The sequence below is a fragment of the Luteimonas salinisoli genome, assembly GCF_013425525.1.
Classification (GTDB): Bacteria; Pseudomonadota; Gammaproteobacteria; order Xanthomonadales; family Xanthomonadaceae; genus Luteimonas; species Luteimonas salinisoli.
In genome coordinates, this window is record NZ_JACCKA010000088.1 from 1 (window position 1) to 24361 (window position 24361).

The window sequence follows — 24361 nt, forward strand, 5'->3', positions numbered from 1 at the left end:
GCCCCGGCGCGACTGCCGGGATGGCGCCCACCGTCACCCCGTGGCAGGCTTGCACGGTGCATGCCCACCACCATCACCACCCGAAACCCGGTTCCGGGTCGGCGACCCGGGCATTCGCTGCCGTCACCCTGATCAATCTGGCCTATACCGTACTGGAGGCCGGCTACGGCTTCGCCATCAACTCGCTGGCCCTGCTGTCCGATGCGCTCCACAACCTCGGCGACGTGCTCGGCCTGGCGCTGGCCTGGGGGGCCGCGGTGCTGGCCCAGCGCCCCGCCCGGGGGCGCCTCACCTACGGCTGGGGCCGCGCCACCCTGCTCTCGCCGCTGGCCAACGGCCTGCTGATCGTCGGCTTCGCCGGGGCGCTGCTCTGGGAGGCGCTGCGCCGGATCGCGCAACCGCCCGAGGTCCCGGGGTCGACGGTGATCGCCGTGGCGGCGCTGGGCATCGCGGTCAACCTGGGCGCGGCCTGGTTCGTGCGCGGTGGCCATACCCACGACCTGAACCGCCGCGGCGCCTACCTGCATCTGATGGCCGACGCCGCGGTGTCGCTGGCGGCGGTACTGGCGGGCGTGGGGATGCTCGTCTTCGGCTGGGCCTGGCTCGACCCGGCGATCGCGCTGCTGATCGGCGTGGTGATCGCCTGGAGCGCGGCCGGGCTGCTGCGCGAGAGCTTCGAGGCGGTGATGGATGCGGTGCCTCCGCAGGTCGACCAGGCACAGGTCCATGGTTTCCTCTCGGGCCTCGACGGCGTCCGCGCCGTCCATCACCTGCACATCTGGCGGCTGGCGGCCGGCCGGATCGCGCTGACCGCGCACCTGGTGCGCGACCCGGCCGCGGACCACGATGCCTTCCTGCGAGCAGCGGCGGAGGCGCTCGACCACCGCTTTTCGATCAATCACGCCACCCTGCAGATCGAGCACGAAGGCGCCTGCGGGGGCCCGCCGGCTGCGCACTGACCGCGAGCCACGGCCCGCGGCGCGGCGGCCGCGCCCGCCGCGCCGGGCAGCGCCCGCCTGCCCCGCTATAATCCCGCGGTTACCGATAACCGACCGGAGCCGGCGATGCTCAACGAAATCCACAAGGACGCGCAGACCCGCATGCAGAAGAGCATCGAGGCGCTGCGCCACGACCTGACCAAGGTCCGCACCGGGCGCGCCTCGACGGCACTGGTCGACCACCTCAAGGTCAACTACTACGGCTCGGAGATGCCGCTGTCGCAGGTCGCCAGCATCGCCGTGACCGATGCGCGCTCGCTGACCATCACCCCCTGGGAGAAGCAGATGGTCGCGCCGGTGGAGAAGGCGATCCTGGCCTCCGACCTCGGCCTGACCCCCAACACCGCCGGCACGGTGATCCGCATCAACATGCCGGCGCTGACCGAGGAGCGCCGCCGCGAGCTGTCCAAGCACGTCCACAACGAGGGCGAGAACGCCAAGATCGCGATCCGCAACATCCGCCGCGACGCCAACCAGAAGGTCAAGGAGCTGCTGAAGGAGAAGCAGATCAGCGAGGACGAGGAGCGCCGCAGCGAGGATGAGGTGCAGAAGCTGACCGACCAGGCGATCCGCGACGTCGACGACGTGGTCAAGGCGAAGGAGCAGGAGCTGATGGCGGTATGAAGGCCGTGATTGGTGATTCGTGATTCGTGATTCGTGATTGGCCAGAAGCCACAGCCTGGAGAGGCCATACCATTGTCTGAAATGCAGGATTCGCAGGACCGCGCTCCTTCGAATCGCCAATCGCCAATCCCCAATCACGGCGCCCTGCCCCGCCACATCGCGGTGATCATGGACGGCAACGGGCGCTGGGCGGCGCGCCGTCGGCGCCCGCGCATGATCGGCCATCGCGCCGGCGCGCGGGCCGTCAACCTGTGCATCGACTTCTGCCTCGAGCGCGGCATCGGCGCGTTGACGCTGTTCGCCTTCTCCAGCGAGAACTGGGGCCGCCCGGAGGACGAGGTGGGCGCGCTGATGAAGCTGTTCCTCAACGCGCTCGAGCGCGAGGTCGAGGAGCTCGACCGGCGCGGGGTACGGATCCGCTTCATCGGCGAACGCGAGCGCTTCGCCGCGGCGATCCGCGAGCGCATGGACGCCGCCGAAGAGCGCACCAGCGGCAACGCCCGTCTGCACCTGGTCGTCGCCGCCAGCTACGGCGGGCGCCAGGACATCGCCGCCGCGGCCCGGGCGCTCGGCACGGAGGTCGCCGCCGGCAGGCTGCGGCCCGAGGACATCGACGAGCGCGCCGTGGGCGCGCGGATGGCGCTGTCCGACCTGCCCGACCCCGACCTGTTCATCCGCACCGGCGGCGACCTGCGGATCAGCAATTTCCTGCTCTGGCAGCTCGCCTACACCGAGCTGTGGTTCACCGAGACCCTGTGGCCGGAACTCGATACCGCCACGCTCGAGCGGGCGCTGGCCGACTACGCGGCGCGCGAGCGCCGCTTCGGACTGACCGGCGAACAGAGCGGTGCCTTCCCCAACCCCCACTCGGAGCGGGCCCCGGAATGACGAGAACACGCGTACTCGCGGCGATGATCATGGCGCCGGTGGCGATCGCCGCGGTGCTGCTGCTGTCCACCCCCTGGATGGTGGCGGCGGCGGCGGTGCTGTTCCTTGCCGGGCTGTGGGAGTGGTTCCGCCTGGCCGAGATCGACGACGCGCTGGCGCGCGGCGTGCTGCTGCTGGCCAACCTGCTGCTGATGGTGGCGCTGGTCTGGGCCTCGTCCACCGACGGCAGCGGCTCGCTGGTGCTGTTCAAGCTGCTGGCGCTGCTCGGGCTGGTCTGGTGGTTGCTCGCGGCGCTATGGCTGCGGCGCCCGCAGTTCGCATCCGACCACGACACCCACGCCCGGGTGCTCAAGCTGGCCGCCGCCACCGCGAGCGTGATCCCCGCATGGTGCGCGCTGGCGGTGATCCACGCCGGCCAGCCTCACGGCCACCGCTGGCTGCTGATCGCCCTGGCGATCGTCTGGGCCGCCGACACCGGCGCCTACTTCGCCGGCCGCCGCTTCGGGCGGCGCAAGCTGGCGCCGCGAATCAGCCCGAACAAGACCATCGAAGGCCTGCTCGGCGGCATCGTCGCCGGCGTCCTGGTGGCGGTGCTGGCGGCGCCGCTGGCCGGCGCCGGCCTGGCGCAGCTGCCGCTGGTGGCGCTGGTGGCGCTGCTGACGGTGCTGTTCTCGGTGATCGGCGACCTGTTCGAGAGCCTGCTCAAGCGCCACGTCGGCGCCAAGGACTCGGGAACCATGATTCCCGGCCATGGCGGCCTGCTCGACCGCATCGACGGCGTCCTGGCAGCGCTGCCGGCCTTTGCGGTCGCCCAGATCTGGCTCGGATTCTGAGCCCGGTGCGGACCTCGACGGCCCCGCGGTTCCGGATGCCCGGCGCCGGCACGGTCCCGGCGACGGGCCTGTCCGCGGCGCACCCCGCGGGGCTGCGCACGTGACGACTCGGCGCACCGTCGCGGTACTGGGCGCCACCGGCTCGATCGGCGGCTCGGCCCTGGACGTCATCGCACGCCACCCGCAGCGGCTGCGCGCCAGCGTGCTGGCCGCCGGGAGCAACGTCGATGCCCTGCTGGCGCTGTGCCGCACGCATCGCCCCGATCACGCGGTCGTCGCCGACGAATCGCGCTTCGCGGCGCTTCGCGACGGCCTGCGCGCGGCCGGCCTGCCGGTCCGCGCCCATGCCGGCGCCGCTGCCCTGGACGCGCTGGTGGCCGGCGAAGCCTGCGACATCGTGGTGGCGGCGATCGTCGGAGCGGCGGGCCTGGACTCCACCCTGGCCGCGGCGCGCGCCGGCAAGCGCCTGCTGCTGGCCAACAAGGAATCGCTGGTGCTGGCCGGGGAACTGCTCACCGCGGCGGCGCGCGCCGGCGGCGCCACGATCGTGCCGATCGACAGCGAGCACAACGCGATCTTCCAGTGCCTGCCGGAAGGAAGGGTCGACGCGGGCGTGCGGCGCATCGTGCTGACCGCCTCGGGCGGGCCGTTCCGCGGGCGTTCGCGCGATGCGCTGGTCGCGGTCACCCCCGCACAGGCCGTGGCCCACCCGAAGTGGTCGATGGGCCCGAAGATCTCGGTCGACTCCGCGACGCTGATGAACAAGGGCCTGGAGGTGATCGAGGCTCACCACCTCTTCGGCCTGCCCGACGACCGCATCGATGTGCTGGTGCATCCGCAAAGCCTGGTGCACTCGCTGGTCGAGTTCGTCGACGGCTCGACCCTGGCGCAGATGGGCCTGCCCGACATGCGCACCGCGCTGGCGGTGGGGCTGGGGTGGCCGCGGCGGATCGCCTCGGGCGTCTGCGGGCTGGACCTGCTGGCCCACGGGCGACTGGATTTCGAGGCCCCCGACCCGCAAGCCTTTCCTTGCCTGGGACTGGCGCGCCAGGCGCTGCAGGCGGGGGGCACCGCCCCGGCGGTGCTCAGCGCAGCCAACGAGGTGGCGGTTTCAGCCTTCCTTCAGGGCCGAATCGGTTTCCTGAACATTCCCGATCTGGTCGCCGACGCCCTCGCGGCGCTGCCCGCGGGGGCGGCCTCCACCTTGGAGGAGCTGCGCGCAGCGGACGCTGCAGCCCGTCGCCACGCCCTTTCCGCCCTCCCGCGCCACGCCCCATGAGCCTGTCCGCATGACTACATTCCTCGGTTCGGTCTGGTGGCTGCTCGTCAGCCTCGGCGTGCTGGTGACGTTCCACGAGTTCGGCCACTACTGGGTGGCGCGGCGCAACGGGGTCAAGGTGCTGCGCTTCTCGGTGGGCTTCGGCCGGGCGCTGTGGTCGCGGCGCGGCCGCGACGGCACCGAATACGTCATCGCGATGCTGCCGCTGGGCGGCTACGTGAAGATGCTCGACGAGCGCGAGGCGCCGGTGGCGGCCGAACAGCTGTCGCAGGCGTTCAACCGCAAGTCGGTCTGGCGGCGGATCGCCATCGTCGCGGCCGGCCCGGCGGCCAACCTGCTGCTGTGCGTGGCGCTGCTGTGGGCGATGTTCGTGGTCGGCCGCCCGGACTACGCCCCGGTGGTCGGCCACAGCGACGGCATCGCCGCCGAGGCCGGCCTGCGCCGCGGCGACACCATCGAGGCCGTGGGCGGGCGCCAGACCCCGACCTGGAACGAACTGCAGCTGGCGCTGCTGCCACCGGCCCTGGATCGCGCCGACGTCCCGCTGCGCGTGCGCGGGGCCGATGGCGCCGTCGGCACGCGCACGCTGCCCCTGTCACGGCTGGCGGCAGATCTCGACGACCGGCAGTTGCTGTCCGGGATCGGCCTGCTGCCGCGGCACCGGCTGCTTCCGCCGGTCGTCGGGCGGGTGATCCCCGATTCCGCGGCCTGGGGCGTGCTCGCCGAAGGCGACCGCGTCACCGCGGTCGACGGCGCCGCGGTCTCCACCTTCGACGAGATCGGGCCGCTGGTGCAGGCCCTGGGCGGCGACAGCGGCATGATCGAGGTCGAGCGCGACGGCGTGCGCCTGGCCCTGGAGATCGCCCCGCGCCTGGACGAGGACCCGCGACGCGGCGAGTACTGGGTGCTCGGGATCAATCCCGCGGCCGCCACTGCGCCCCCGCGCGACGCGCTGCAGCGCCACGGTCCGCTGCAGGCGTTCCCCGCGGCCCTGCGCGAAACCGGGCACCTGACCGGGCAGCTGTTCGGCATGATCGGCCGCGCCTTCAGCGGCCGGGTGGCGGTGGAGAACACCGTGGCCGGCCCGATCACCATCGCCCGCGCCGCCAATGCCTACGCGCAGCAGGGGATCGCCTGGTACCTGACGATCCTCGCGCTGCTGTCGCTGAGCCTGGCGATCCTCAACCTGCTGCCGATCCCGCTCTTGGATGGCGGGCATCTCCTGTATTACCTTATCGAGTTGGTCAAGGGCAGTCCGTTAAGCGAACGTGCCATGGTCGCCGGGCAATATGTCGGGCTGGCGCTGCTGGCAAGCCTGATGGGACTGGCGTTCTACAACGACATCCTGCAACTGATGTACCGATGACTGCCCGCAACCCGTCCTCGCGGCTCCGCGACGGCGAGAACTCCCCAAACGGACGCACTAGATGACGCGAATTCCAAGCCGCCGCCTGCTCGCCCTCGCCCTGACCGCGGCCATCGCCGCCCCCGCCTGGGCCCAGACGGAACCGGCGCCGCCGCCATCGGGAACGTCCACCGCCAGCGCCAGCTTCACCGTCTCCGACATCCGCGTCGACGGGCTGCAGCGCATCGGCGCCGGCACGGTGTTCACCTACCTGCCGATCGAGCGCGGCGACCAGGTCGACCAGACCCGCGTCGGCGAGGCGATCCGGTCGCTGTACCGCACCGGATTCTTCGAGGACGTACGGATCGGCCGCCAGGGCGACATCCTGGTGGTGACGGTCACCGAGCGTCCGGCGATCAACCGCCTCACCCTGACCGGCAACAAGGACATCAAGACCGAGGACCTGACCAAGGGCCTGAACGAGATCGGCCTGGCCGAAGGCGACACCTTTGACCGCCTGGCCCTGGACCGCGTGACCCAGGAACTCACCCGCCAGTACAACAACCGCGGCAAGTACAACGTCGAGATCACTCCCACCGTATCGCGGCTGGACCGCAACCGCGTCGACGTGACCATCGCCGTCGACGAGGGCAAGGCCGCCAAGATCCGCCACATCAACCTGGTCGGCAACGAGGTGTACGAGCAGGACGACCTGCTGCAGAACTGGGAGTCGGCCGAGAGCAACTGGCTCAGCTGGTACCGGCGCGACGACCAGTACTCGCGCGAGAAGCTCGACGGCGACCGCGAGAAGCTGCAGAACTTCTACCTGGACCGCGGCCACCTCGACTTCAGCGAGGACGGCATCCAGGTCTCGATCAGCCCCGACAAGCGCGACATGTACATCACCGCCGGCATCAGCGAAGGCGAGGTGTACCGGATCTCCGGCGTCGAGATCACCGGCGACACCATCCTGCCGAAGGAGCAGATCGAGCAGCGCGTGTTCCTGCGCGAGGGCCAGATCTTCTCGCGCGCCCTGCTCGAGCTCAGCTCCGACTCCATCATCGCCACCCTGAGCAACATCGGCTACGCCTTCGCCCAGGTCAATCCGATCCCGGAAGTCGACCGCGAAAACCGCACCGTCGCGATCAACATGCAGGTGGTGCCCGGGCCGCGGGTGAACGTGCGCCGCGTAGTGTTCAAGGGCAATACCCGCACCTCCGACGAGGTGCTGCGCCGCGAGATGCGCCAGTTCGAGGGCAGCTGGTACTCGCAGGCCGCCGTCGACCGTTCCAAGGTGCGCCTGCAGCGGCTCGGCTACTTCGAGTCCGGCAGCGTCAACGTCGAGACCGAGCCGGTGCCGGGCAGCCCCGACGAAGTCGACGTCGTGTTCAGCGTCACCGAGACCACCTCGGGCAGCTTCGTGTTCGGCCTGGGCTACTCGCAGCTCTCCGGCGTCACCACCTCGATCCAGCTGTCGCAGAACAACTTCCTCGGCAGCGGCAACCGCGTCTCGATCGAGGCCAGCCGCAACAGCTACCTGCAGCGCTACGCGTTCTCCTACCTCAACCCCTACTTCAACGACAGCGGCCTGTCGCTGGGCTACAACCTGTGGTGGCGCGAGTTCGACAACTCGGACTTCAACACCGCGCAGTACTCCTCGACCAGCGCCGCCGGCCAGACGGTCCTCGGCATCCCGATCACCGAGCACGACAGCTTCTCGCTGCTGTTCGGCCTCGACCGCAACGAGCTGATCACCTTCCGCGGGTCCACGCCGGACTCGATCGTCGACTACATCGACGCCTTCAACCAGCGCACGTTCCACGCCTGGCGCACCGAGGTCGGCTACGCCCGCGATACCCGCAACGACTTCCTCCAGCCGACCAGGGGAACCTACCAGCGCATATCCGCCGAGGTCTCCCTGCCCGGCTCCACCGCCGAGTACTACAAGCTCAACTACGAGTTCTCCAAGTACTGGCCGATCACCCGCGCGCTCGTGCTCAACACCCGCGCCGAGCTGGGCTACGGCGACAGCTACGGCAGCGACGTGACCCGCAACGTCTGCTACAACAATCCGGTCCTCGAGGATCACGACGACGACCCGGAGACCCCGCCGGTCTGGGTCCCCGGCGCGGATCCCTCGGATCCCTGCGATCCGTCCTCCCCGGACTTCGTCAGGACGGTGACCGCCAGCGGCCTGCCGTTCTACGAGAACTTCTACGCCGGCGGCACGCGCTCGGTGCGCGGCTTCCGCGACAACACCCTGGGCCCGCGCGAAGCCGCCGGCAACAGCACCTTCCTGCAGCCGCTGGGCGGCGCGCTCAAGACCGTCGGCTCGCTGGAGATGTATTTCCCGACCCTGCTCGACTCGCCGGCGGCGCGCATCTCCGCATTCGTCGATTTCGGCAACGTCTACAGAGGCTTCGACGACTTCGAGGCCAAGGAGCTGCGCATCTCCGCCGGCGTGGCGCTGATGTGGCGCGCGCCGGTCGGCCCGATCTCGATCAGCTACGCGTTCCCGATCGAGAAGCAGGACCCGGTGCGCGGCGGTTCGGGCGACCTGATCCGCCAGGGTGACGAGGTCGAGCGCCTGCAGTTCACCTTCGGCGGCGCGTTCTGAGGGCGCGGCGACGTCCGGACCGCCGATGGATGCCAGCCACCCCCTGACCACCGCCGAACTGGCGCAGCGGCTCGGACTGGAGTTGCGCGGCGATCCCGCCGTGCGCCTGCGCGGCGTCGGCTCGCTGGAGGGCGCCGGCCCGGACGAACTCGCGTTCCTGTCCAGCCCGCAATACCGCGCCCGGCTGGCCGCCACGCGCGCCGGCGCGGTGCTGCTGCGGGAGGAGGACGCCGCCGGCCACGTCGGCACTGTGATCCTCGCCAGGGATCCCTACGCGGCCTACGCGCGGGCCGCGGCGTTGTTCCACCCGCGGGCGGTGGCCCGGCCGGGCATCCATCCCGCCGCCGTGGTCCATCCCGAAGCGGAGATCGATCCGGCCGCCGAGATCGGGCCGCTGGCGTGCATCGGCGCGCGCAGCCGCGTGGCTGCCGGCGCGATCGTCGGTGCCGGATGCGTGATCGGCGAAGACTGCGAGGTCGGCCGCGACTGCGAGCTGGTCGCGCGCGTCACCCTGGTGACGCGGGTGCGGCTGGGCGCACGGGTGCGGATCCATCCCGGAGCGGTGCTCGGCGCCGACGGCTTCGGGCTGGCGATGGACGGCGGGCGCTGGCTCAACGTGCCCCAGCTGGGCGGCGTGCGCATCGGCGACGACTGCGAGATCGGCGCCAACACCACGATCGACCGCGGCGCCATCGACGACACCGTGCTGGAGGAGGACGTCCGCCTGGACAACCTGATCCAGATCGCCCACAACGTGCACGTCGGCGCGCATACGGCCATGGCCGGCTGCGTCGGGGTCGCCGGCAGCGCGAGGATCGGGCGCTACTGCATGATCGCGGGCGCCGCAGGCGTCGCCGGCCACCTCGAGATCTGCGACCATGTGACGGTCACCGCGATGAGCATGGTCTCGCAGTCGATCCGCGAGCCGGGCGAGTATTCTTCGGGCATCTCGGTCATGCGCAGCCGCGACTGGCGCAGGAACGCGGCGCGCCTGCGCCAGCTGGACGGCTTCGCGCGCCGCGTCATCGCCCTCGAAAGGGAACAGGAATGATCCAGGAACCATCGCTGCCGATCGACATCCACGGCATCCAGCGACTGCTGCCGCACCGCTATCCGTTCCTGCTGGTCGACAGGGTGGTCGAGTTCGAGCGCAACCGCCGGGTCCGCTGCTACAAGAACGTCTCGGCCAACGAGCACTTCTTCCAGGGACATTTCCCGGGCCGCCCGGTGATGCCGGGCGTGCTGGTGGTCGAGGCCCTGGCGCAGGCCGGCGGCGTCCTCAGCCACCTGAGCAAGGACATCGAGTGCACGGGCCGGATTTCCTACCTGGTCAAGGTGGACAAGGCCAGGTTCGCGCGCATGGTGGTTCCCGGCGACCGCCTCGAGCTGGACGTGGAGATCCGCCGCGAGATCCGCAACATGACGCTGTACGCCGGCACCGCCAGCGTGGACGGCGCGGAGGTCGCCTGCGCCGAGATCCTCTGCGCCGAGGTCCAGGAGCGGGAATGACCGACGCCGCGGCGATCCACCCGTCCGCGGCCGTCGATCCGTCGGCGCGGATCGGCGCGGGCGTCTCGATCGGCGCCTTCACCATGATCGGGCCGGAGGTCGAGATCGGCGCCGGCACCAGCGTCGGGCCGCACTGCAGCATCTCCGGGCCGACCCGGATCGGCCGCGACAACCGCATCCACGGCCATGCCGCGATCGGCGGCGAGCCGCAGGACAAGAAGTACCGCGGCGAGCGCGTCGAGCTCGAGATCGGCCACCGCAACACCGTCCGCGAGTTCGTCACCATCAACCGCGGCACCGGCGAGGGCGGCGGCTGCACGCGCATCGGCGACGACAACTGGCTGCTCGCCTACGTCCATATCGCCCACGACTGCCGGGTCGGCAGCCACTGCGTGTTCTCCAACAACGCCACCCTCGCCGGGCACGTCGAGATCGGCGACCACGTGATCCTCAGCGGCTTCGTCGGCATCCACCAGTTCTGCCGGATCGGCATGCACGCCTTCGTCGGCATGGGCGCGTTCGTCAACGGCGACGTCCCGCCATTCGTGATGGTGGCGCAGGAAGGCTACGGTCGCCCGCGCGGGATCAACGGCGAGGGCCTGAAGCGCCGGGGTTTCGACGCCGCACGCACCGCGGCGATCAAGCGCGCCTACCGCGCCCTGTACCTGTCCGGCGGCAGCCAGGAGGAGATCCGCGCCCGCCTGGCGGAGATCGCCGGCGAGAGCGAGGACGTCCGCCGCATGCTCGAGTTCGTCGAGGCCGGCCAGCGCCCCCTGCTAAGATGAGCCGCCCCGGGCCGCGATGACCGCGACGACCGCCGAGCCGTGAACAGCGCATCGAATCCCGCCGCCACGGCCCCCCGCCCCCCGCCTCACGCCCCGCCCGCGCCGCGCTTCGCGCTGGTCGCCGGCGAGGCGTCCGGGGACCAGCTCGGCGCCGGCCTGATCCGCGAGCTGCGGCAGCGTCATCCGGCCGCGACATTCGCCGGCGTCGGCGGCAACGCCATGCGCGCGGCGGGGCTCGATGCCTGGCACGACGCTTCCGAACTCGCGGTCATGGGGCTGAGCGAGGTGCTCTCGCACCTGCCGCGGCTGCTGATGCTGCGTGCCGCGCTGCGGCGCCGGATCCTGGCGTGGCGGCCCGATGCCTTCATCGGCGTCGACGCGCCCGACTTCAACCTCGGCCTGGAACGCATGCTGCGCCTGCGCGGCGTGCGCACGGTGCACTACGTCAGTCCCTCGGTCTGGGCATGGCGCCGCGGCCGCGCGCGCGGCATCGGGCGCAGCGCCGACCGGGTACTGTGCCTGTTCCCGATGGAGCCGGAGATCTACGCCGGCTACGGCGTCGATGCGCGCTTCGTCGGCCACCCGATGGCCGACGAGATGGCACTCGACCCGGACCGGCGCGCGGCGCGAACGCGCCTCGACGTGCCCCGCGACGCTACCGTTCTGGCGGTGCTGCCCGGCTCGCGTCAGGGCGAGATCGCGCGGCTCGCGGAGGTGTTCCTGGAAGCCGCGGCGCTGGTGGCGGCGGAGATCCCGGGGCTGCAGGTGCTGGTGCCGGCGGCCGATGCGCACTGTGCGGAGGCGCTGCGCGCGCGGATCGCCGCCTCGCCGCTGCGCGGCGCCGGCGTACGCCTGCTCGACGGCCAGGCGCGCGAGGCGATGGTGGCGGCCGATGCGGTACTGCTGGCGTCCGGCACCGCCGCCCTGGAGGCGATGCTGGCCAAGCGCCCGATGGTGGTCGGCTACCGCATCGCCCGCGGGACATCCATCCTGGTCAGGGCCCTGGGCCTGCTGAAGATCGACCGCTATTCGCTGCCCAACGTCCTCGCCGGCGAGACGCTGGTCCCTGAACTCGTGCAGGAGCAATGCACCGCTCCCAACCTCGCGGCCGCCGTGCTCGGCTGGCTGCGCGATCCCCAGGCCGTGGCCGCGCTGGAGCCGCGGTTCCGCCAGATCCACACCACGCTGCGGCGCGACGCCTCGGCGCGCGCCGCCGACGTGGTCGAGGCGCTGGTGGCCCGCCGGTGAGCATTCTCGTCGCCGGCATCGACGAGGCGGGACGCGGGCCGCTGGCGGGGCCGGTGGTCGTCGCCGCCGTGGTGTTCGATCCGGCCCGGCCGCGCATCAACGGGCTCGACGATTCCAAGCGGCTGTGCGCGGCGCGGCGCGAGACGCTGTACGGACGCATCGTCGAGCGCGCGCTGGCCTGGCGCATCGTGTTCATCGAGGCCGACGAGATCGACCGCATCAACATCCTCCAGGCCACCCTGCTGGGCATGCGCCGCGCGCTGGAGGGCGTGCTGGAGACGGTCGGGGACCCGGCCGCCTGCGTCGCCCGCGTCGACGGCAACCAGCTGCCGCCGGGGCTGCCGTGCGCGGCCGAGGCGCTGGTCGGCGGCGACGCGCGCGAGCGTTCGATCATGGCCGCATCGATCCTGGCCAAGGTGGCCAGGGACCGCGCAATGCACGAGCGCCATGCCCACCATCCCGGCTATCGCTTCGACCTGCACAAGGGCTATTCGACGCCCGCCCACCTGGATGCCCTGGGCCGGCTCGGTCCCTGCCCGGAGCACCGTCGCAGCTTCGCGCCGGTGCGCCTGGCCGCACAGGGGTCGATGTTCGCGCTCGCCGCTTCGCCACTGCTGCCGGAAGCGTCAACCTGAACCGGCGCGACGCGGCCGGCGTCGGGCGCCGGGCCCGGCCGCTGTCAAGCCTTGTCGGCACCGCCCCCCCGCCCTACCCTGCGTGCTGACGCGACGGTCGTCCGATGTCCACACGCTTCGTTCACCTCCACCTGCACAGCGAGTACTCGCTGGTCGATTCGACGATCCGCATTCCGCAGCTCGTTGCGCGCTGCGCTGCGCTCGGCCAGCCGGCGACGGCGATCACCGACCGCAACAACCTGTTCGCGCTGGTGGAGTTCCACCGCAAGGCGGAGGCCGCCGGCCTCAAGCCGATCACCGGCGCCGACGTGATGATCGCCGAGGGCGGCGAGGCGGCCTGGCCGGTCACCCTGCTCTGCCGCAACCGCGACGGCTACCTCGGACTGTCGCGGCTGCTCACCCGCGCCTGGATGGAAGGCCATCGCAACGACGGCGTGGTCGCCCGCCCGCAGTGGCTGCGCGACGAGTGCGGCGACCTGTTCGCGCTGATCGGCCGCCACAGCGAAGCCGGACGCCTGGCCGCGGCGGGCCGCCACGAGCTGGCGCTGCAGTGGCTGGCCGACCTGCACGCCGCCTTCGGCGACCGCCTGCACCTGGAGCTGACCCGCTGCGGCCGCGAGGGCGAGGAGGCGTTCAACGAGTTCGCGCTGCATGCGGCATCGGTCCGCGGCATCCCCGTGGTGGCCAGCAACGACGTGCGCTTCATCGACGCCGAGGGCTTCGCCGCCCATGAGGCCCGGGTCTGCATCGCCTCCGGCCGGGTGCTGGAGGATCCGCGCCGGCCGCGCGACTACAGCCCGCAGCAGTACCTCAAGTCCGCCGAGGAGATGGCGGCGCTGTTCCCCGACCTGCCCGACGCGCTCGACAACACCGTGGCCCTGGCGCAACGCTGCAACTTCGAGCTGAGCCTGGGCAAGTACTATCTGCCGGCATTCCCGGTGCCCGACGACCACACCCTGGAGACCTGGATCCGCAAGGAGGCCCGCGACGGCCTGGCGGCGCGGCTGGCCAGGCACCCGCTGGCCGCCGGCCACACCCGCGAGAGCTACGCCGAGCGCCTGGAGACCGAACTCGGGGTCATCATCTCGATGGGTTTCCCCGGCTACTTCCTGATCGTCGCCGACTTCATCAACTGGGCCAAGCGACAAGACATCCCGGTCGGCCCCGGACGCGGCTCGGGCGCCGGCTCGCTGGTGGCCTGGTCGCTGGGCATCACCGACATCGACCCGCTGCCCTACGACCTGCTGTTCGAGCGCTTCCTCAACCCGGAACGCGTATCGATGCCGGACTTCGACATCGACTTCTGCATGGACCGCCGCGACGAGGTGATCGACTACGTCTCGGCCAGGTACGGCCGCGACCGGGTCAGCCAGATCATCACCTACGGCACGATGGCGGCCAAGGCCGTGGTACGCGACGTCGGCCGCGTGCTCGGCTATCCGTACGGCTTCGTCGACGGCATCGCCAAGCTGGTGCCGCTGGTGCTGGGCATCTCCCTGTCCGACGCGCTCGGCCGGACCGAAAAATCGCAGAAGGACGAGAACCTGCGCTCGGCCGAACTGATCCAGCGCTACGCCGAAGAGGACGACGTCCGCGACCTGATCGACCTCGCCCTGCAGCTCGAGGACCTGACCCGCAATGCCGGCAAGCACGCCGGCGGCGTGGTGATCGCGCCGAGCCCGCTCTCGGACTTCTGCCCGCTGTTCGCCGAGCACGACAGCGACGGCCGCGGCAAGCAGCCGGTGACCCAGTTCGACAAGGACGACGTCGAGGCGGTCGGCCTGGTCAAGTTCGATTTTCTCGGCCTGCGCACGCTGACGATCATCGACTGGGCGGTGAAGGCGATAAACGGGAATCGGGAATCGGGAATCGGGAATCGGAAAGGCGGAGATCCTGCTTCTGCCGATTCCCGATTCCCGATTCCCGATTCCCGGCCACTGGACATCACCGCCCTTCCGCTCGACGACAAGGCCACCTACGAGCTGTTCGCGCGCGGCGACACGGTGGCGGTGTTCCAGTTCGAGTCGCGCGGCATGCGCGAGCTGCTCAAGCGGGCGAAGCCGGACACGTTCGAGGACATCATCGCGCTGGCGGCGCTGTTCCGGCCCGGCCCGCTGGGCTCGGGAATGGACCGCGAGTGGGTCGACCGCAAGCACGGCAACACCGAGGTCAGCTATCCGCACCCGGCGCTGGAACCGGTGCTCAAGCCGACCTACGGCGTCATCGTCTACCAGGAACAGGTGATGCAGATCGCCCAGGTCCTGGCCGGCTACTCGCTGGGCGGCGCCGACCTGCTGCGGCGCGCGATGGGCAAGAAGAAGGCCGAGGAGATGGCCAGGGAGCGCGCCAAGTTCGAGGCCGGCGCGGCCGCGAACGGCGTCGACGCGCGCACCGCCACCCAGATCTTCGACTTGATGGAGAAGTTCGCCGAGTACGGCTTCAACAAGTCGCACTCGGCCGCCTATGCGCTGGTCGCCTACCAGACCGCTTGGCTCAAGGTCCACCATCCGGCCGAGTTCATGGCCGCGGTGCTGTCCTCGGACATGGACAACACCGACAAGGTGGTCGGGTTCCTCGAGGAAGCGCGCGCGCGCGGCCTCACCGTGCTGCCGCCCGACGTCAACGCATCGGGCTACATGTTCGAGGCGATCGACGCCGCCACGATCCGCTACGGCCTGGGCGCGGTGAAGGGCGTGGGCCGTGGCGCCTGCGAGGCGATCGCCGCCGAGCGCGCCGCCGCCGGCCCGTTCGCCGACCTGCTGGACTTCTGCCGCCGCGTCGGCACCGCACGCTTCAATCGCCGCACCCTGGAAGCGCTGATCCAGTCCGGCGCGATGGACGCGCTGGGCAGCCAGCGCGCTTCGCTGATGCTGCAACTGCCCGAGGTAGTCAAGGCCTGCGACCAGCTGGCCCGCGAGCGCGATGCCGGACAGGTCTCGCTGTTCGGCGGTGGCGAGTCGGTCCCGGCGCTGGAGATCGAACTGCCGGAAGCGGCGCCCTGGCCGCTGGCGCAGACCCTGGCCGGCGAGCGCGAGACCCTCGGCCACTATCTCAGCGGCCATCCGATCGATCCCTGGCGCGAGGAGCTGCGCGACCTGGTCGGGCACGACCTGGGCGGGCTGGATGCGGTGTGGGCGGCGCGCCCGGAGGACGCACGCAGCTGGCGGCCGGAGGTGTCCACGATCGTCGCCGGCCTGGTCACGGCGATGCGCAGGCGCGGCGAGTCGCAGGCGTTCGTGCAGCTGGAGGACGGCCGCGGCAGGCTGGAGTGCGCGTTCTTCGCCGAGGCGTGGCAGGAGTACGCACCGCTGCTGACCCGCGACCGGATCCTGATCGTCGAGGGCGGTCTGCGCGAAGACGAATTCAGCGGCGGCTTCGCGCTGCGGGCGCGGCGCTGCTGGGACTTCCAGCAGCTGTGCCCGCAGATCGCACGACGACTGTGGCTGCGCCTGGACCTGAGCGATCGTGGGCTGCTGGCGCGCATCGAGCGCCTGCTGGCCGCGCACCGGCCAGGCCAGACCCCGTTGCGCTACGACCTGCTGCTGCCGGCCGGCTCCGCCGGTTCGCTCGATCTGAACGGCGGCCAGAGCGTGCGCGTGGATGCGGAACTGCTGGGGGAACTGCGCGCGCAGCCGGGGGTGCAGGGCGTGAAGGTGTCGCTGCAGCGTCCCTGGGGATGAGCCGCGCCCCACGGGCGCGGCCATCCCTGGCCGTACGCGGGCGCGGGCCCGGTTCGGCTAGACTGTCGCCTTTCCGCGGCCGATCCCGCCGATGAACCCGAATTACCTCGATTTCGAACAGCCCATCGCCGACCTGGAAGCCAAGATCCAGGAACTGCGCCAAGCCAGCTCCGGGCCCGCGGTCAACATCGACGCCGAGATCCATGCGCTGCAGGACAAGCTGCGCAAGCGCACCGCGCAGATCTTCCGCGACCTCAGCCCCTGGCAGGTCTCGCAGCTCGCCCGCCACCCGGCCAGGCCGTACACCTACGACTACGTGCGGGTGATGTGCGACGAGTTCGAGGAGCTGGCCGGCGACCGCGCCTTCTCCGACGACGCCGCCATCGTCGGCGGGCTGGGCCGCATCGACGGACGCAGCGTGATGATCGTCGGCCACGAAAAGGGCCGCGATACCAAGGCCAAGGTGCGCCGCAATTTCGGCATGCCGCGACCGGAGGGCTACCGCAAGGCGCTCCGGCTGATGAAGATGGCCGAGCGCTTCGGCCTGCCGCTGCTGACCTTCATCGACACCCCCGGAGCCTACCCCGGCATCGGCGCCGAGGAGCGCGGGCAGTCCGAGGCGATCGCGCGCAACCTGCTGGAAATGGCGGAACTGCGCGTCCCGATCGTCTGCACGGTGATCGGCGAGGGCGGCTCCGGCGGTGCGCTGGCGATCGGCGTGGGCGACCGCACCCTGATGATGGAGTACAGCACCTACTCGGTGATCTCTCCCGAGGGCTGCGCCTCGATCCTGTGGAAGGATGCCGAGAGGAAGCGCGACGCCGCCGAGCAGCTGGGGCTGACCGCTCGGCGCCTGCTCGAACTCGGACTGATCGACAAGCTGGTGCGCGAGCCGATCGGCGGCGCCCACCGCAACCCGCGGCAGACCGCCACCCGGCTGAAGGCGGTGCTGCTCAACGAACTGGACGCGCTGCAGCAGCTTCCGCTGCCGGAGCTGCTGGAACGCCGCTACCGCCGGCTGCGCGGCTATGGCGCCTACGAGGCCGCCTGATCCGGCTGCCGGCCGTCCGCCACTGACAGGGAGCGTCGATGAGCCCGATCCTGCTGTTCTCGATCCTGCTGCAGATCGGCTGCGCGGTGCACGTGGTGCGCACCGGGCGCCCGCTGTACTGGGTCTTCATCCTGCTGATCGGTTCGTACATCGCCGTGGCGATCTACCTGGTCGCCGAGGTACTGCCCGGCACGGGCGGCGGCCGGGTCCGGCCGGTGATCCGCGGCCTGCACGACCGGATCGACCCCGAACGCGGAAAGCGCCAGGCCGCCCGCCAGCTCGAGCTGGCGGACACCGGCGACAACCGCCGCAGGCTGGCCGAGCAGAGCCTGGCCGCGGGCGACTACCAGCAGGCCTCGGAGCTGTACCGCTCCGCTCTCCGCGGCATCTACGCCACCGATCCGTACCTCATGCTCGGACTGGCGAAGGCGCAATTCGCGCTCGAACTGCCGCACGAGGCCAGGAAAACGCTCGACGGGCTGATCGCCGCGAATCCGGACTTCCGTTCCAGCGACGGCCACCTGCTGTACGCCCGCGCCGTCGAAGCCAGCGGCGACGTCGCGGCGGCGCTGCACGAGTACGAAGCGCTGGCGCCGGGCTATCCCGGCGAGGAAGCGCGCGTCCGCCATGGCCTGCTGCTGAAACGGACCGGCGATCGCGACGCGGCCGCCGAACTGTTCAGGGAGACGCTCAAGCGCGCGGAGACCTCGCCGCCCTACTACCGGCGTGAACAGCGCGAGTGGATCGCCATCGCCGAGCGCGAACTGGGCTGAACGCCGCCTGCGGACCGCCCTTGGCGCCCGAATCGGCGGAAGGCTACCATCGGGCGACCGGCACGGCCCGGCATCGGGCAAGAGACGCATGACCACCCAGGGAACCGCCGCGCTTCGGACCGCCAGGGTCGCCGGCATCCGGATCGCAGCCGAATGAGCCGTTCCGTGCAGCGGAGCCGGACCCGACGGCCGGGCGACCGTCCCCCAGCGATGCGCATTTCCACCCTGCAGGCGCAACTGTCGCGATACGCGCACCTCGCCGAGGCGCATCCGCTGCTGATCGGCTACAGCGGCGGCGTCGACTCCACGGTGCTGCTGCACGCTCTCCTGGAGAGCCGGGCGCCAGGGCGCAGCCGCGGCCTGCGCGCGATCCACGTCCATCACGGGCTGCAGCCCGAGGCCGATGCCTGGGCCGCCCACTGCCGGCGCACCTGCGATGCGCTCGGCGTGCCGTTGCGGATCGTTCGCGTCGACGTACGCAGCGACACCGGCACCGGCCCGGAGGCGGCCGCCCGCGCGGCGCGCCACGCCGCGTTCGAGGCGGAACTCGAGCCCGGCGAGGTCCTGGCGCTCGCGCACCACCGCGACGATCAGGCCGAGACCTTCCTGCTGCGCGCGCTGAGAGGCGCGGGTGCGGACGGCCTGGGCGCCATGGCGCCATGGCGGCGCCATGGCCGAGGCTGGCTGTGGCGGCCGCTGCTCGGGGTCGCGCGCGCCGAGCTTCTGGCCGAGGCGCGGGCGCGCGGCCTGGAATGGATCGAGGATCCCGCCAACGCCGAGAGCCGCCACGACCGCAATTTCCTCCGCCACCAGGTGCTGCCGCTGCTGCAGCAACGTTGGCCGCACGCCCACGCCGCGTTCGCCGAAAGCGCACGGCTGTCCGCCGAGGCCTGCGCGCTGCTCGGCGAGGAGGACGCCCTGGCGCTGGCGATGGCGCGCACCGCCGATCCGCAGGCGCTGTCGGTCGCACGCCTGCTGCAGTTGCCGGAGCCCCGGCGCGCGCGGGTGCTGCGGCTGTGGGTGGGAGCCGCAGGGCTGCCGCCGCTGCCGGCGCGCGGAGTGCGGCAGATCGAGGCGCAGCTCCTGCACGCCGGCGTCGACCGCATCCCGGCTTTCGCCTGGCACGGTGCGGAGCTGCGGCGCTGGCGCGGGCAGCTGCACGCCGACTGGCAGCGCCCGGCGCTGCCCGCGGATCTCGATCTCGCCTGGAAGGCGCCATACGCGCCGCTGCCGCTGCCGGGCGGCGGCCGGCTGGCGTTCGATCCGCCCATCCACGGCCATGCGGATGCGCCGGCCGACGAGGCGCCCGCCGGCGCTTCGCTCGGGTCGACGCTCCGGGTGCGGGCACGCCGCGGCGGCGAACGCATCCGCCTGCCCGGGCGCCGCCACAGCCATTCGCTCAAGCACGTGCTGCAGGCACTGGGCGTTCCGCCCTGGGTGCGCGAGCGGATGCCGCTGCTGGTGAACGACGACGGCAGCGTGCTCGCCGCCGGGTGCGTGGCGGTCTCCGCCTCCCTCGACGCCTGGCTGCGCGTCCGGCGGCTGCGACTGGCCTGGTCGCCGGACCCGGACCCTGACACGGACTGACCGCGACCGCCGCCGGCCTGCGTCCGCGCAACGCTTCGCTTAGACTTGTCCGATGCCGCGCAAACCAGCCCCCGACACCGACCCGACCCCCGGCGTCGCCGACTTCGAACAGTCGCTCGACCAGCTCGAACAGCTGGTGGAGAAGATGGAAGGCGGCGAAATGAGCCTGGACGAATCCCTGGCCGCCTACGAACGCGGCGTGGGCCTTTACCGGCGCTGCCAGCAGGCACTCGAGCGGGCCGAGCTGCGCGTGAAGCTGCTCAGCGAACCCGAGCGTCCCGACAGCGCCGAGCCCTTTCCAGGCGCGTCCCGCGCACCCGGCGCTGGCGACGATGCCTGAGACGGTCGCGGGGCCCGACCTGCAGCCGCGGCTGCAGGCTTGGCGCGGGCGCGCCGACGCCGCGCTCGAACGCGCACTGTTCTCGCTCCGCCACGGCGAGCCGCGGCTGCTGGCGGCGATGCGCTACGCGGTGCTGCCGGGCGGCAAGCGCATCCGGCCGCTGCTGGTCTACGCGAGCGGCCACGCATTCGGCGCCGCGGACGACGTCCTGGACGCACCCGCGGCGGCGGTGGAACTGATTCACGCCTATTCCCTGGTGCACGACGACCTGCCTGCGATGGACGACGACGCGCTGCGCCGCGGCCGGCCGACCCTCCACGTCGCCTTCGACGAGGCGACGGCGATCCTGGCCGGCGACGCGCTGCAGGCGCTGGCCTTCTCGGTGCTGGCCGAATCGCCGGTGGACAACGGGCGCCGCGTGGCGATGCTGCGCGAGCTGGCCGGCGCCGCCGGCGCCGACGGCATGTGCGGCGGGCAGGCGCGCGATCTGGCGGCGACGGGAAAGAAAAGGGGTCAGAGTCATTTTTTGGATCGGGAACCTGAAGCGACCCGGCATCTACCTCCAAAAAATGACTCTGACCCCTTTTCTTCTTTTCCGCCCGCCGATCTCGAACGCCTGCACGCCATGAAGACCGGCGCCCTCCTGCGCGCGGCGGTGCGGCTGGGCGCGATCGCCGCGGGCGCAGACGCTTCAGCGCGGATGCATCTCGACCGCTATGCGGCGGCGCTCGGCCTCGGTTTCCAGATCCGCGACGACCTGCTCGACATCGAGGGCGACAGCGCCACCCTCGGCAAGACCGCCGGCAAGGACGCAGCCCAGGCCAAGGCCACCTTCCCGGCCGTCCTCGGGGTGGAGGCCTCGCGCAGGCGGCTGGCCGAACTGGACGACGAGATGACCGGCGCGCTCGACGCGCTCGGAGCGGGCTCCTTCGCCCCGCTGCGGCACCTCGGTCGCCAGGCGATCGAGCGCAGCCACTAGTCCGCTCAGGTCAGCACGCGGATGCTCAGCGGGTAGCGGTAGGTCTCGCCGTTCCAGGCCTTGACCATGGCGACGATGCTGCACACCAGCCACAGCAGGGCGATCGCCGCGATCAGCAGCAGCAGTACGATGCCCGCCGGGATGGTGAGGATCGCACCCAGCCCCAGCGTCAGCACCGTCGCACCGACCAGGGCAACGCCCGCGGCCAGCGCGACGGCGGCGTAGATCAGCATGCTGAGGTTGAAATTGACCGCTTCGCGCGCGTGTTCGGCCGCGAACGGCGAATCGTCGCGCTTGAGCAGATAGACGATGCCTGCGCCCACCACACCGGCCACGCCCACCAGCCAGCTGGTCATCAGCGCCAGGATCAGCGCCGCGAGGTGCGCGGCGGCGGCCCACTGCCGCTCCGTGGCGGCCGGGTTCGCGGTTTGCACGGTAGGTTCCATCGCTCGACTCCCGCCGGAAGGAGATTGTCCGGCCATAGTCGATGATGGGGCCACGGCTCCCGCGCTCAAGCCAACTCATGGCCTATGCCGGGCATGCCGGCCGTGCACGCGGCGCCCGGCCGCCGTCGCGGAGGCGCTACTTGACCAGCCGGATGGCGAACGGATAGCGGTAGGCCACGCCCTCGTTGGACTTGATCGCCGCAATGACGATGAACACCAGCGCCGCGACGCCAATGATCAGCATGAGCGGGATGACGATCAGGAAGCCGATGCCGAAGGTCAGGATGCCGAGCATGAACAGCACCAGGAACAGCCCCGCCAGGGTGATGTTGAAGTTCAGCGCCTCCCTGGCCTGGTCCGCGACGAAGGGCATGGTCTCCTTCTTCACCAGCCAGATGACCAGCGGACCGATGAAGCATCCGATGCTGCCCGCCCAGCCGGCCGTGACCAGGCCGCCCAGCAGCGCGGACAGATGCGCGAACATCGCCCACTGCCGCTCCTCGGCGCCGATGCCGCTGGCGTGCTCGGGTGCGGGCGCGGGTGGCGGCGCCGGTGGTGGTGGTGGTGCGGTTTCGTGTGGATCGGTCATGAAAGCCCCCTCTGCGCCGACGCGTTTCACCCGCCGGGACAGGCGCGTTCCCGGCGGCCGTTGGGACCGAGTCCCATCCCCCAAGCTTAACGTCAATCGCCGCCGGCGACGGTCATCCGGCCGATCATGATGGAACCGGTGCGTATGTGAGAGCGCGGATCGACGTCGTTGCCCACCGCCTCGACACCGCCGAACATCGCCCGCAGGTTGCCGGCCACGGTGATCCCGTCCACCGCATGGGCGACCGCGCCGTCCTCGACCCAGAGCCCGGAAGCGCCGCGCGAATAGTCGCCGGTCACCGGGTTGACGCCCTGCCCCATCAGTTCCGTCACCACCAGGCCGCGGCCCATCCCGCGTACCAGCTCCTCGAAGCCGCCGGCGTTGGACGCCACCTCGATGTTGTGCACGCCGCCGGCGTTGCCGGTGGTGCGCAGGCCGAGCTTGCGCGCCGCATAGCTGCCGAGCACGTAGCGCTGCAGCACGCCGTCCTCGACCAGCGGCGACTCGCGCGTGGCCACGCCGTCGTCGTCGAAGCTGGTGGAGCGGAAGCCGCGCATCAGGAACGGCCGTTCGCGGATCGTCATCCATTCCGGGAACAGCCGCTCGCCGACGCTGTCGAGCAGGAAGCTCGCGCGCCGGTATTGCGCACCGCCAGAGACCGCACCGAGCAGGTGGCCGACCAGGGAGCGCGCCATCTCCGCAGCGAACAACACCGGGTACTTCCCGGTCGGCACCGGGCGCGGATCCAGCCGCGCCAACGCCCGTTGCGCGGCCTTGCGCCCGATCGCGACCGGCGCATCGAGGTCGCCCTCGGCAAGGCCGATGCTGTACCAGCCGTCGCGCTGCATCCGATCGCCGCGCCCGGCGATCAGTCCGCAGCCGATGCTGTGCTGGGTGTCGCGATCGACACCGGTGAAGCCGTGGGAATTGGCATACACCGAAAGCGACTCGCCGCTGCCGACGGATGCACCGTCGGAGTTGGCGATCCGTGCGTCGTAGTCGCGTCCGCCGGCCTCGCAGGCCAGAGCCAGCGCGGCGGCGCGCTCGGCGTCGAGCGCCCACGGATGCCAGGTGTCGAATTGGCGCACTTCGCCGGCCATCAGCGCCGCGTCGGCAAGTCCGGCGGCCGGATCCTCCTCGGTGAAGCGGGCGATCGCACAGGCCTGCTCGACGGTGGCGCGCAGGCTTTCCTCGCGCAGGTCGGCGGTGCTCGCGGTGCCCTTCCGGCGACCGAAGTACACCGTCAATCCGATGCCGCGGTCGCGCGTGGCCTCCACCGTCTCCACCTCGCCCATGCGCACTCCCACGGTGAGGCCGCGCTCCTCGGTGCACGAAACCTCGACCTGCGAGGCGCCGGCCGCGCGCGCAAGCGCCAGCATCCGCTGGGCGGTCTCGCGCATCCGCTCCAGGCGCAGCGCGGAATCGTCGGACGTGACGGGCGTGAGGGCGATATCGGTCATCGATGACTTATCCTTGGCTCTGGTTCGGATGGCGGCTCCGCGTCGCGGCGTCGCCCCCTGCGGAAGGACGCATGCGCGGCATCGACGAAGACAGCGGCGAGTACCTCGGCCCCAGCCGCAGCCAGCAGCGGCGCGAAGCGCTCGGAGTGCTGGAGCTGGGCGAACGGCTTGCGGCACTGTCGCCGGCGCAACTGCAGCAGCTGCCGCTGCCGGAGGCGCTGCTGGCGCAGGTGCTGGAGACGCGCAGGATCACCTCGCACATCGCCCGCAAGCGCCAGCTGGCGTTCCTGGCCAAGCAGATGCGGCGCGAAGACGACGCCACCCTGCAGGCGATCCGCGACGCCCTGGAAGCCGGCGGCGAGGCGGCGCGCCAGGAAACCGCGCTGCTGCACCGCGCCGAGGCCTGGCGCGAGCGCCTGCTCGCCGACGGCGATGCGGCGCTGTCCGAATTGCTGGACGCCCACCCGGCCGTGGACCGCCAGCACCTGCGCCAGCTGGTGCGCAACGCGCTGGAAGAACACCGCCGCGGCAAGCCGCCGCGGGCGCAGCGCGAGCTGTTCCGGCTGCTGCGCGAGCTGCTGGAGCAGCCGGGAATCGCGAATAGGGAATAGGGAATCGAAAAGCCGAAAAGAAGGGGTCGAAGAAAAAGGGGTCAGAGTCATTTTTCGGATCGAGATCCTGAATCGACCCGGCAT

The 24361-nt window shown here is 71.3% G+C and carries 22 protein-coding genes; 19 read left to right on the plus strand and 3 right to left on the minus strand.

Translation table 11 applies throughout. The features are described from left to right. The 18 genes from H0E84_RS16805 to H0E84_RS16890 form a co-directional block, all read left to right on the plus strand. Positions 1-959: cation diffusion facilitator family transporter (locus H0E84_RS16805; RefSeq protein ID WP_219339803.1), on the plus strand; the 959-nt coding region annotated here is incomplete at its 5' end. A gap of 105 nt (positions 960-1064) precedes the next feature. Continuing rightward, positions 1065-1622, plus strand: coding sequence for a ribosome recycling factor (frr, locus tag H0E84_RS16810; RefSeq protein ID WP_180679808.1), 558 nt, complete (start codon positions 1065-1067; stop codon positions 1620-1622). 81 nt (positions 1623-1703) lie between these two features. Further along, a complete protein-coding gene (gene uppS / locus H0E84_RS16815; protein ID WP_180679809.1) occupies positions 1704-2510 on the plus strand; it encodes a polyprenyl diphosphate synthase in 807 nt (268 codons plus the stop codon). Further along, on the plus strand, positions 2507-3343 hold the full coding sequence (locus H0E84_RS16820) for a phosphatidate cytidylyltransferase (protein ID WP_180679810.1): 837 nt from the start codon (positions 2507-2509) through the stop codon (positions 3341-3343). The genes uppS and H0E84_RS16820 overlap by 4 nt, the downstream gene beginning before the upstream one ends. Positions 3344-3443: 100 nt before the next feature. Next, positions 3444-4622, plus strand: coding sequence for a 1-deoxy-D-xylulose-5-phosphate reductoisomerase (gene dxr / locus H0E84_RS16825; RefSeq protein WP_180679811.1), 1179 nt, complete (start codon positions 3444-3446; stop codon positions 4620-4622). A gap of 10 nt (positions 4623-4632) precedes the next feature. After that, complete coding sequence (rseP, locus tag H0E84_RS16830; RefSeq protein ID WP_180679812.1) at positions 4633-5988, plus strand: RIP metalloprotease RseP; 1356 nt, start codon at positions 4633-4635, stop codon at positions 5986-5988. A 61-nt stretch (positions 5989-6049) separates the two neighbouring features. Continuing rightward, positions 6050-8584 carry an outer membrane protein assembly factor BamA gene (gene bamA, locus H0E84_RS16835; RefSeq protein WP_180679813.1) on the plus strand — a complete coding sequence of 845 codons (2535 nt, stop codon included), beginning with the start codon at positions 6050-6052 and terminating at the stop codon, positions 8582-8584. A gap of 25 nt (positions 8585-8609) precedes the next feature. Continuing rightward, complete coding sequence (gene lpxD, locus H0E84_RS16840; protein ID WP_180679814.1) at positions 8610-9635, plus strand: UDP-3-O-(3-hydroxymyristoyl)glucosamine N-acyltransferase; 1026 nt, start codon at positions 8610-8612, stop codon at positions 9633-9635. Continuing rightward, positions 9632-10093, plus strand: a complete 462-nt coding sequence (fabZ, locus tag H0E84_RS16845) for a 3-hydroxyacyl-ACP dehydratase FabZ (RefSeq protein ID WP_180679815.1) — start codon at positions 9632-9634, stop codon at positions 10091-10093. Before lpxD ends, fabZ begins: the two co-directional genes overlap by 4 nt. After that, positions 10090-10878 carry an acyl-ACP--UDP-N-acetylglucosamine O-acyltransferase gene (gene lpxA / locus H0E84_RS16850; protein ID WP_180679816.1) on the plus strand — a complete coding sequence of 263 codons (789 nt, stop codon included), beginning with the start codon at positions 10090-10092 and terminating at the stop codon, positions 10876-10878. The genes fabZ and lpxA overlap by 4 nt, the downstream gene beginning before the upstream one ends. A 39-nt stretch (positions 10879-10917) precedes the next feature. Beyond that, a complete protein-coding gene (gene lpxB / locus H0E84_RS16855; RefSeq protein WP_180679817.1) occupies positions 10918-12126 on the plus strand; it encodes a lipid-A-disaccharide synthase in 1209 nt (402 codons plus the stop codon). After that, on the plus strand, positions 12123-12761 hold the full coding sequence (locus H0E84_RS16860; protein WP_180679818.1) for a ribonuclease HII: 639 nt from the start codon (positions 12123-12125) through the stop codon (positions 12759-12761). Before lpxB ends, H0E84_RS16860 begins: the two co-directional genes overlap by 4 nt. Before the next feature lie 104 nt (positions 12762-12865). Beyond that, positions 12866-16441: a DNA polymerase III subunit alpha gene (gene dnaE / locus H0E84_RS16865; RefSeq protein ID WP_180679819.1), complete on the plus strand. Its 3576-nt coding sequence runs from the start codon at positions 12866-12868 to the stop codon at positions 16439-16441. Positions 16442-16532: 91 nt separating this feature from the next. Further along, positions 16533-17492: an acetyl-CoA carboxylase carboxyltransferase subunit alpha gene (locus tag H0E84_RS16870; RefSeq protein WP_180679820.1), complete on the plus strand. Its 960-nt coding sequence runs from the start codon at positions 16533-16535 to the stop codon at positions 17490-17492. A gap of 38 nt (positions 17493-17530) precedes the next feature. Next, entirely contained in the window at positions 17531-18265 is a 735-nt protein-coding gene (locus H0E84_RS16875) for a tetratricopeptide repeat protein (protein ID WP_180679821.1), read from the plus strand. A gap of 210 nt (positions 18266-18475) precedes the next feature. Continuing rightward, complete coding sequence (gene tilS, locus H0E84_RS16880) at positions 18476-19852, plus strand: tRNA lysidine(34) synthetase TilS (RefSeq protein ID WP_180679822.1); 1377 nt, start codon at positions 18476-18478, stop codon at positions 19850-19852. 52 nt (positions 19853-19904) lie between these two features. Further along, positions 19905-20192: an exodeoxyribonuclease VII small subunit gene (locus tag H0E84_RS16885; RefSeq protein WP_180679823.1), complete on the plus strand. Its 288-nt coding sequence runs from the start codon at positions 19905-19907 to the stop codon at positions 20190-20192. Further along, the gene (locus H0E84_RS16890; RefSeq protein WP_180679824.1) at positions 20185-21171 is read left to right on the plus strand and encodes a polyprenyl synthetase family protein; all 987 of its coding nucleotides are present in this window, start codon (positions 20185-20187) and stop codon (positions 21169-21171) included. The genes H0E84_RS16885 and H0E84_RS16890 overlap by 8 nt, the downstream gene beginning before the upstream one ends. A 5-nt stretch (positions 21172-21176) precedes the next feature. Here the strand turns inward: H0E84_RS16890 and H0E84_RS16895 are convergent, their stop codons facing one another. The 3 genes from H0E84_RS16895 to pmbA all read right to left on the minus strand — a co-directional run bounded on the left by H0E84_RS16895 (position 21177) and on the right by pmbA (position 23666). Continuing rightward, positions 21177-21605, minus strand: coding sequence for a magnetosome magnetite crystal formation protein family (locus H0E84_RS16895; RefSeq protein WP_180679825.1), 429 nt, complete (start codon positions 21603-21605; stop codon positions 21177-21179). 148 nt (positions 21606-21753) lie between these two features. Then, complete coding sequence (locus H0E84_RS16900) at positions 21754-22206, minus strand: DUF4870 domain-containing protein (RefSeq protein ID WP_257644271.1); 453 nt, start codon at positions 22204-22206, stop codon at positions 21754-21756. Positions 22207-22298: 92 nt separating this feature from the next. Further along, positions 22299-23666 carry a metalloprotease PmbA gene (gene pmbA, locus H0E84_RS16905; protein ID WP_180679826.1) on the minus strand — a complete coding sequence of 456 codons (1368 nt, stop codon included), beginning with the start codon at positions 23664-23666 and terminating at the stop codon, positions 22299-22301. Positions 23667-23737: 71 nt separating this feature from the next. Here pmbA and yjgA point away from each other — a divergent pair, with 71 nt between their 5' ends. Beyond that, positions 23738-24277: a ribosome biogenesis factor YjgA gene (yjgA, locus tag H0E84_RS16910; protein ID WP_180679827.1), complete on the plus strand. Its 540-nt coding sequence runs from the start codon at positions 23738-23740 to the stop codon at positions 24275-24277. Positions 24278-24361: the final 84 nt, after the last annotated feature.

Excerpts from the sequence above, each read along its gene's own strand:
- H0E84_RS16900 (WP_257644271.1), bottom strand. The coding sequence starts at position 22,206 with ATGACCGATCCACACGAAACCGCACCACCACCACCACCGGCGCCGCCA.
- H0E84_RS16820 (WP_180679810.1), top strand. The coding sequence starts at position 2,507 with ATGACGAGAACACGCGTACTCGCGGCGATGATCATGGCGCCGGTGGCG.
- lpxA (WP_180679816.1), top strand. The coding sequence starts at position 10,090 with ATGACCGACGCCGCGGCGATCCACCCGTCCGCGGCCGTCGATCCGTCG.
- H0E84_RS16885 (WP_180679823.1), top strand. The coding sequence starts at position 19,905 with ATGCCGCGCAAACCAGCCCCCGACACCGACCCGACCCCCGGCGTCGCC.
- bamA (WP_180679813.1), top strand. The coding sequence starts at position 6,050 with ATGACGCGAATTCCAAGCCGCCGCCTGCTCGCCCTCGCCCTGACCGCG.
- H0E84_RS16890 (WP_180679824.1), top strand. The coding sequence starts at position 20,185 with ATGCCTGAGACGGTCGCGGGGCCCGACCTGCAGCCGCGGCTGCAGGCT.
- lpxD (WP_180679814.1), top strand. The coding sequence starts at position 8,610 with ATGGATGCCAGCCACCCCCTGACCACCGCCGAACTGGCGCAGCGGCTC.
- fabZ (WP_180679815.1), top strand. The coding sequence starts at position 9,632 with ATGATCCAGGAACCATCGCTGCCGATCGACATCCACGGCATCCAGCGA.
- yjgA (WP_180679827.1), top strand. The coding sequence starts at position 23,738 with ATGCGCGGCATCGACGAAGACAGCGGCGAGTACCTCGGCCCCAGCCGC.
- pmbA (WP_180679826.1), bottom strand. The coding sequence starts at position 23,666 with ATGACCGATATCGCCCTCACGCCCGTCACGTCCGACGATTCCGCGCTG.
- rseP (WP_180679812.1), top strand. The coding sequence starts at position 4,633 with ATGACTACATTCCTCGGTTCGGTCTGGTGGCTGCTCGTCAGCCTCGGC.
- tilS (WP_180679822.1), top strand. The coding sequence starts at position 18,476 with ATGCGCATTTCCACCCTGCAGGCGCAACTGTCGCGATACGCGCACCTC.
- H0E84_RS16870 (WP_180679820.1), top strand. The coding sequence starts at position 16,533 with ATGAACCCGAATTACCTCGATTTCGAACAGCCCATCGCCGACCTGGAA.
- dnaE (WP_180679819.1), top strand. The coding sequence starts at position 12,866 with ATGTCCACACGCTTCGTTCACCTCCACCTGCACAGCGAGTACTCGCTG.
- frr (WP_180679808.1), top strand. The coding sequence starts at position 1,065 with ATGCTCAACGAAATCCACAAGGACGCGCAGACCCGCATGCAGAAGAGC.
- uppS (WP_180679809.1), top strand. The coding sequence starts at position 1,704 with ATGCAGGATTCGCAGGACCGCGCTCCTTCGAATCGCCAATCGCCAATC.
- H0E84_RS16875 (WP_180679821.1), top strand. The coding sequence starts at position 17,531 with ATGAGCCCGATCCTGCTGTTCTCGATCCTGCTGCAGATCGGCTGCGCG.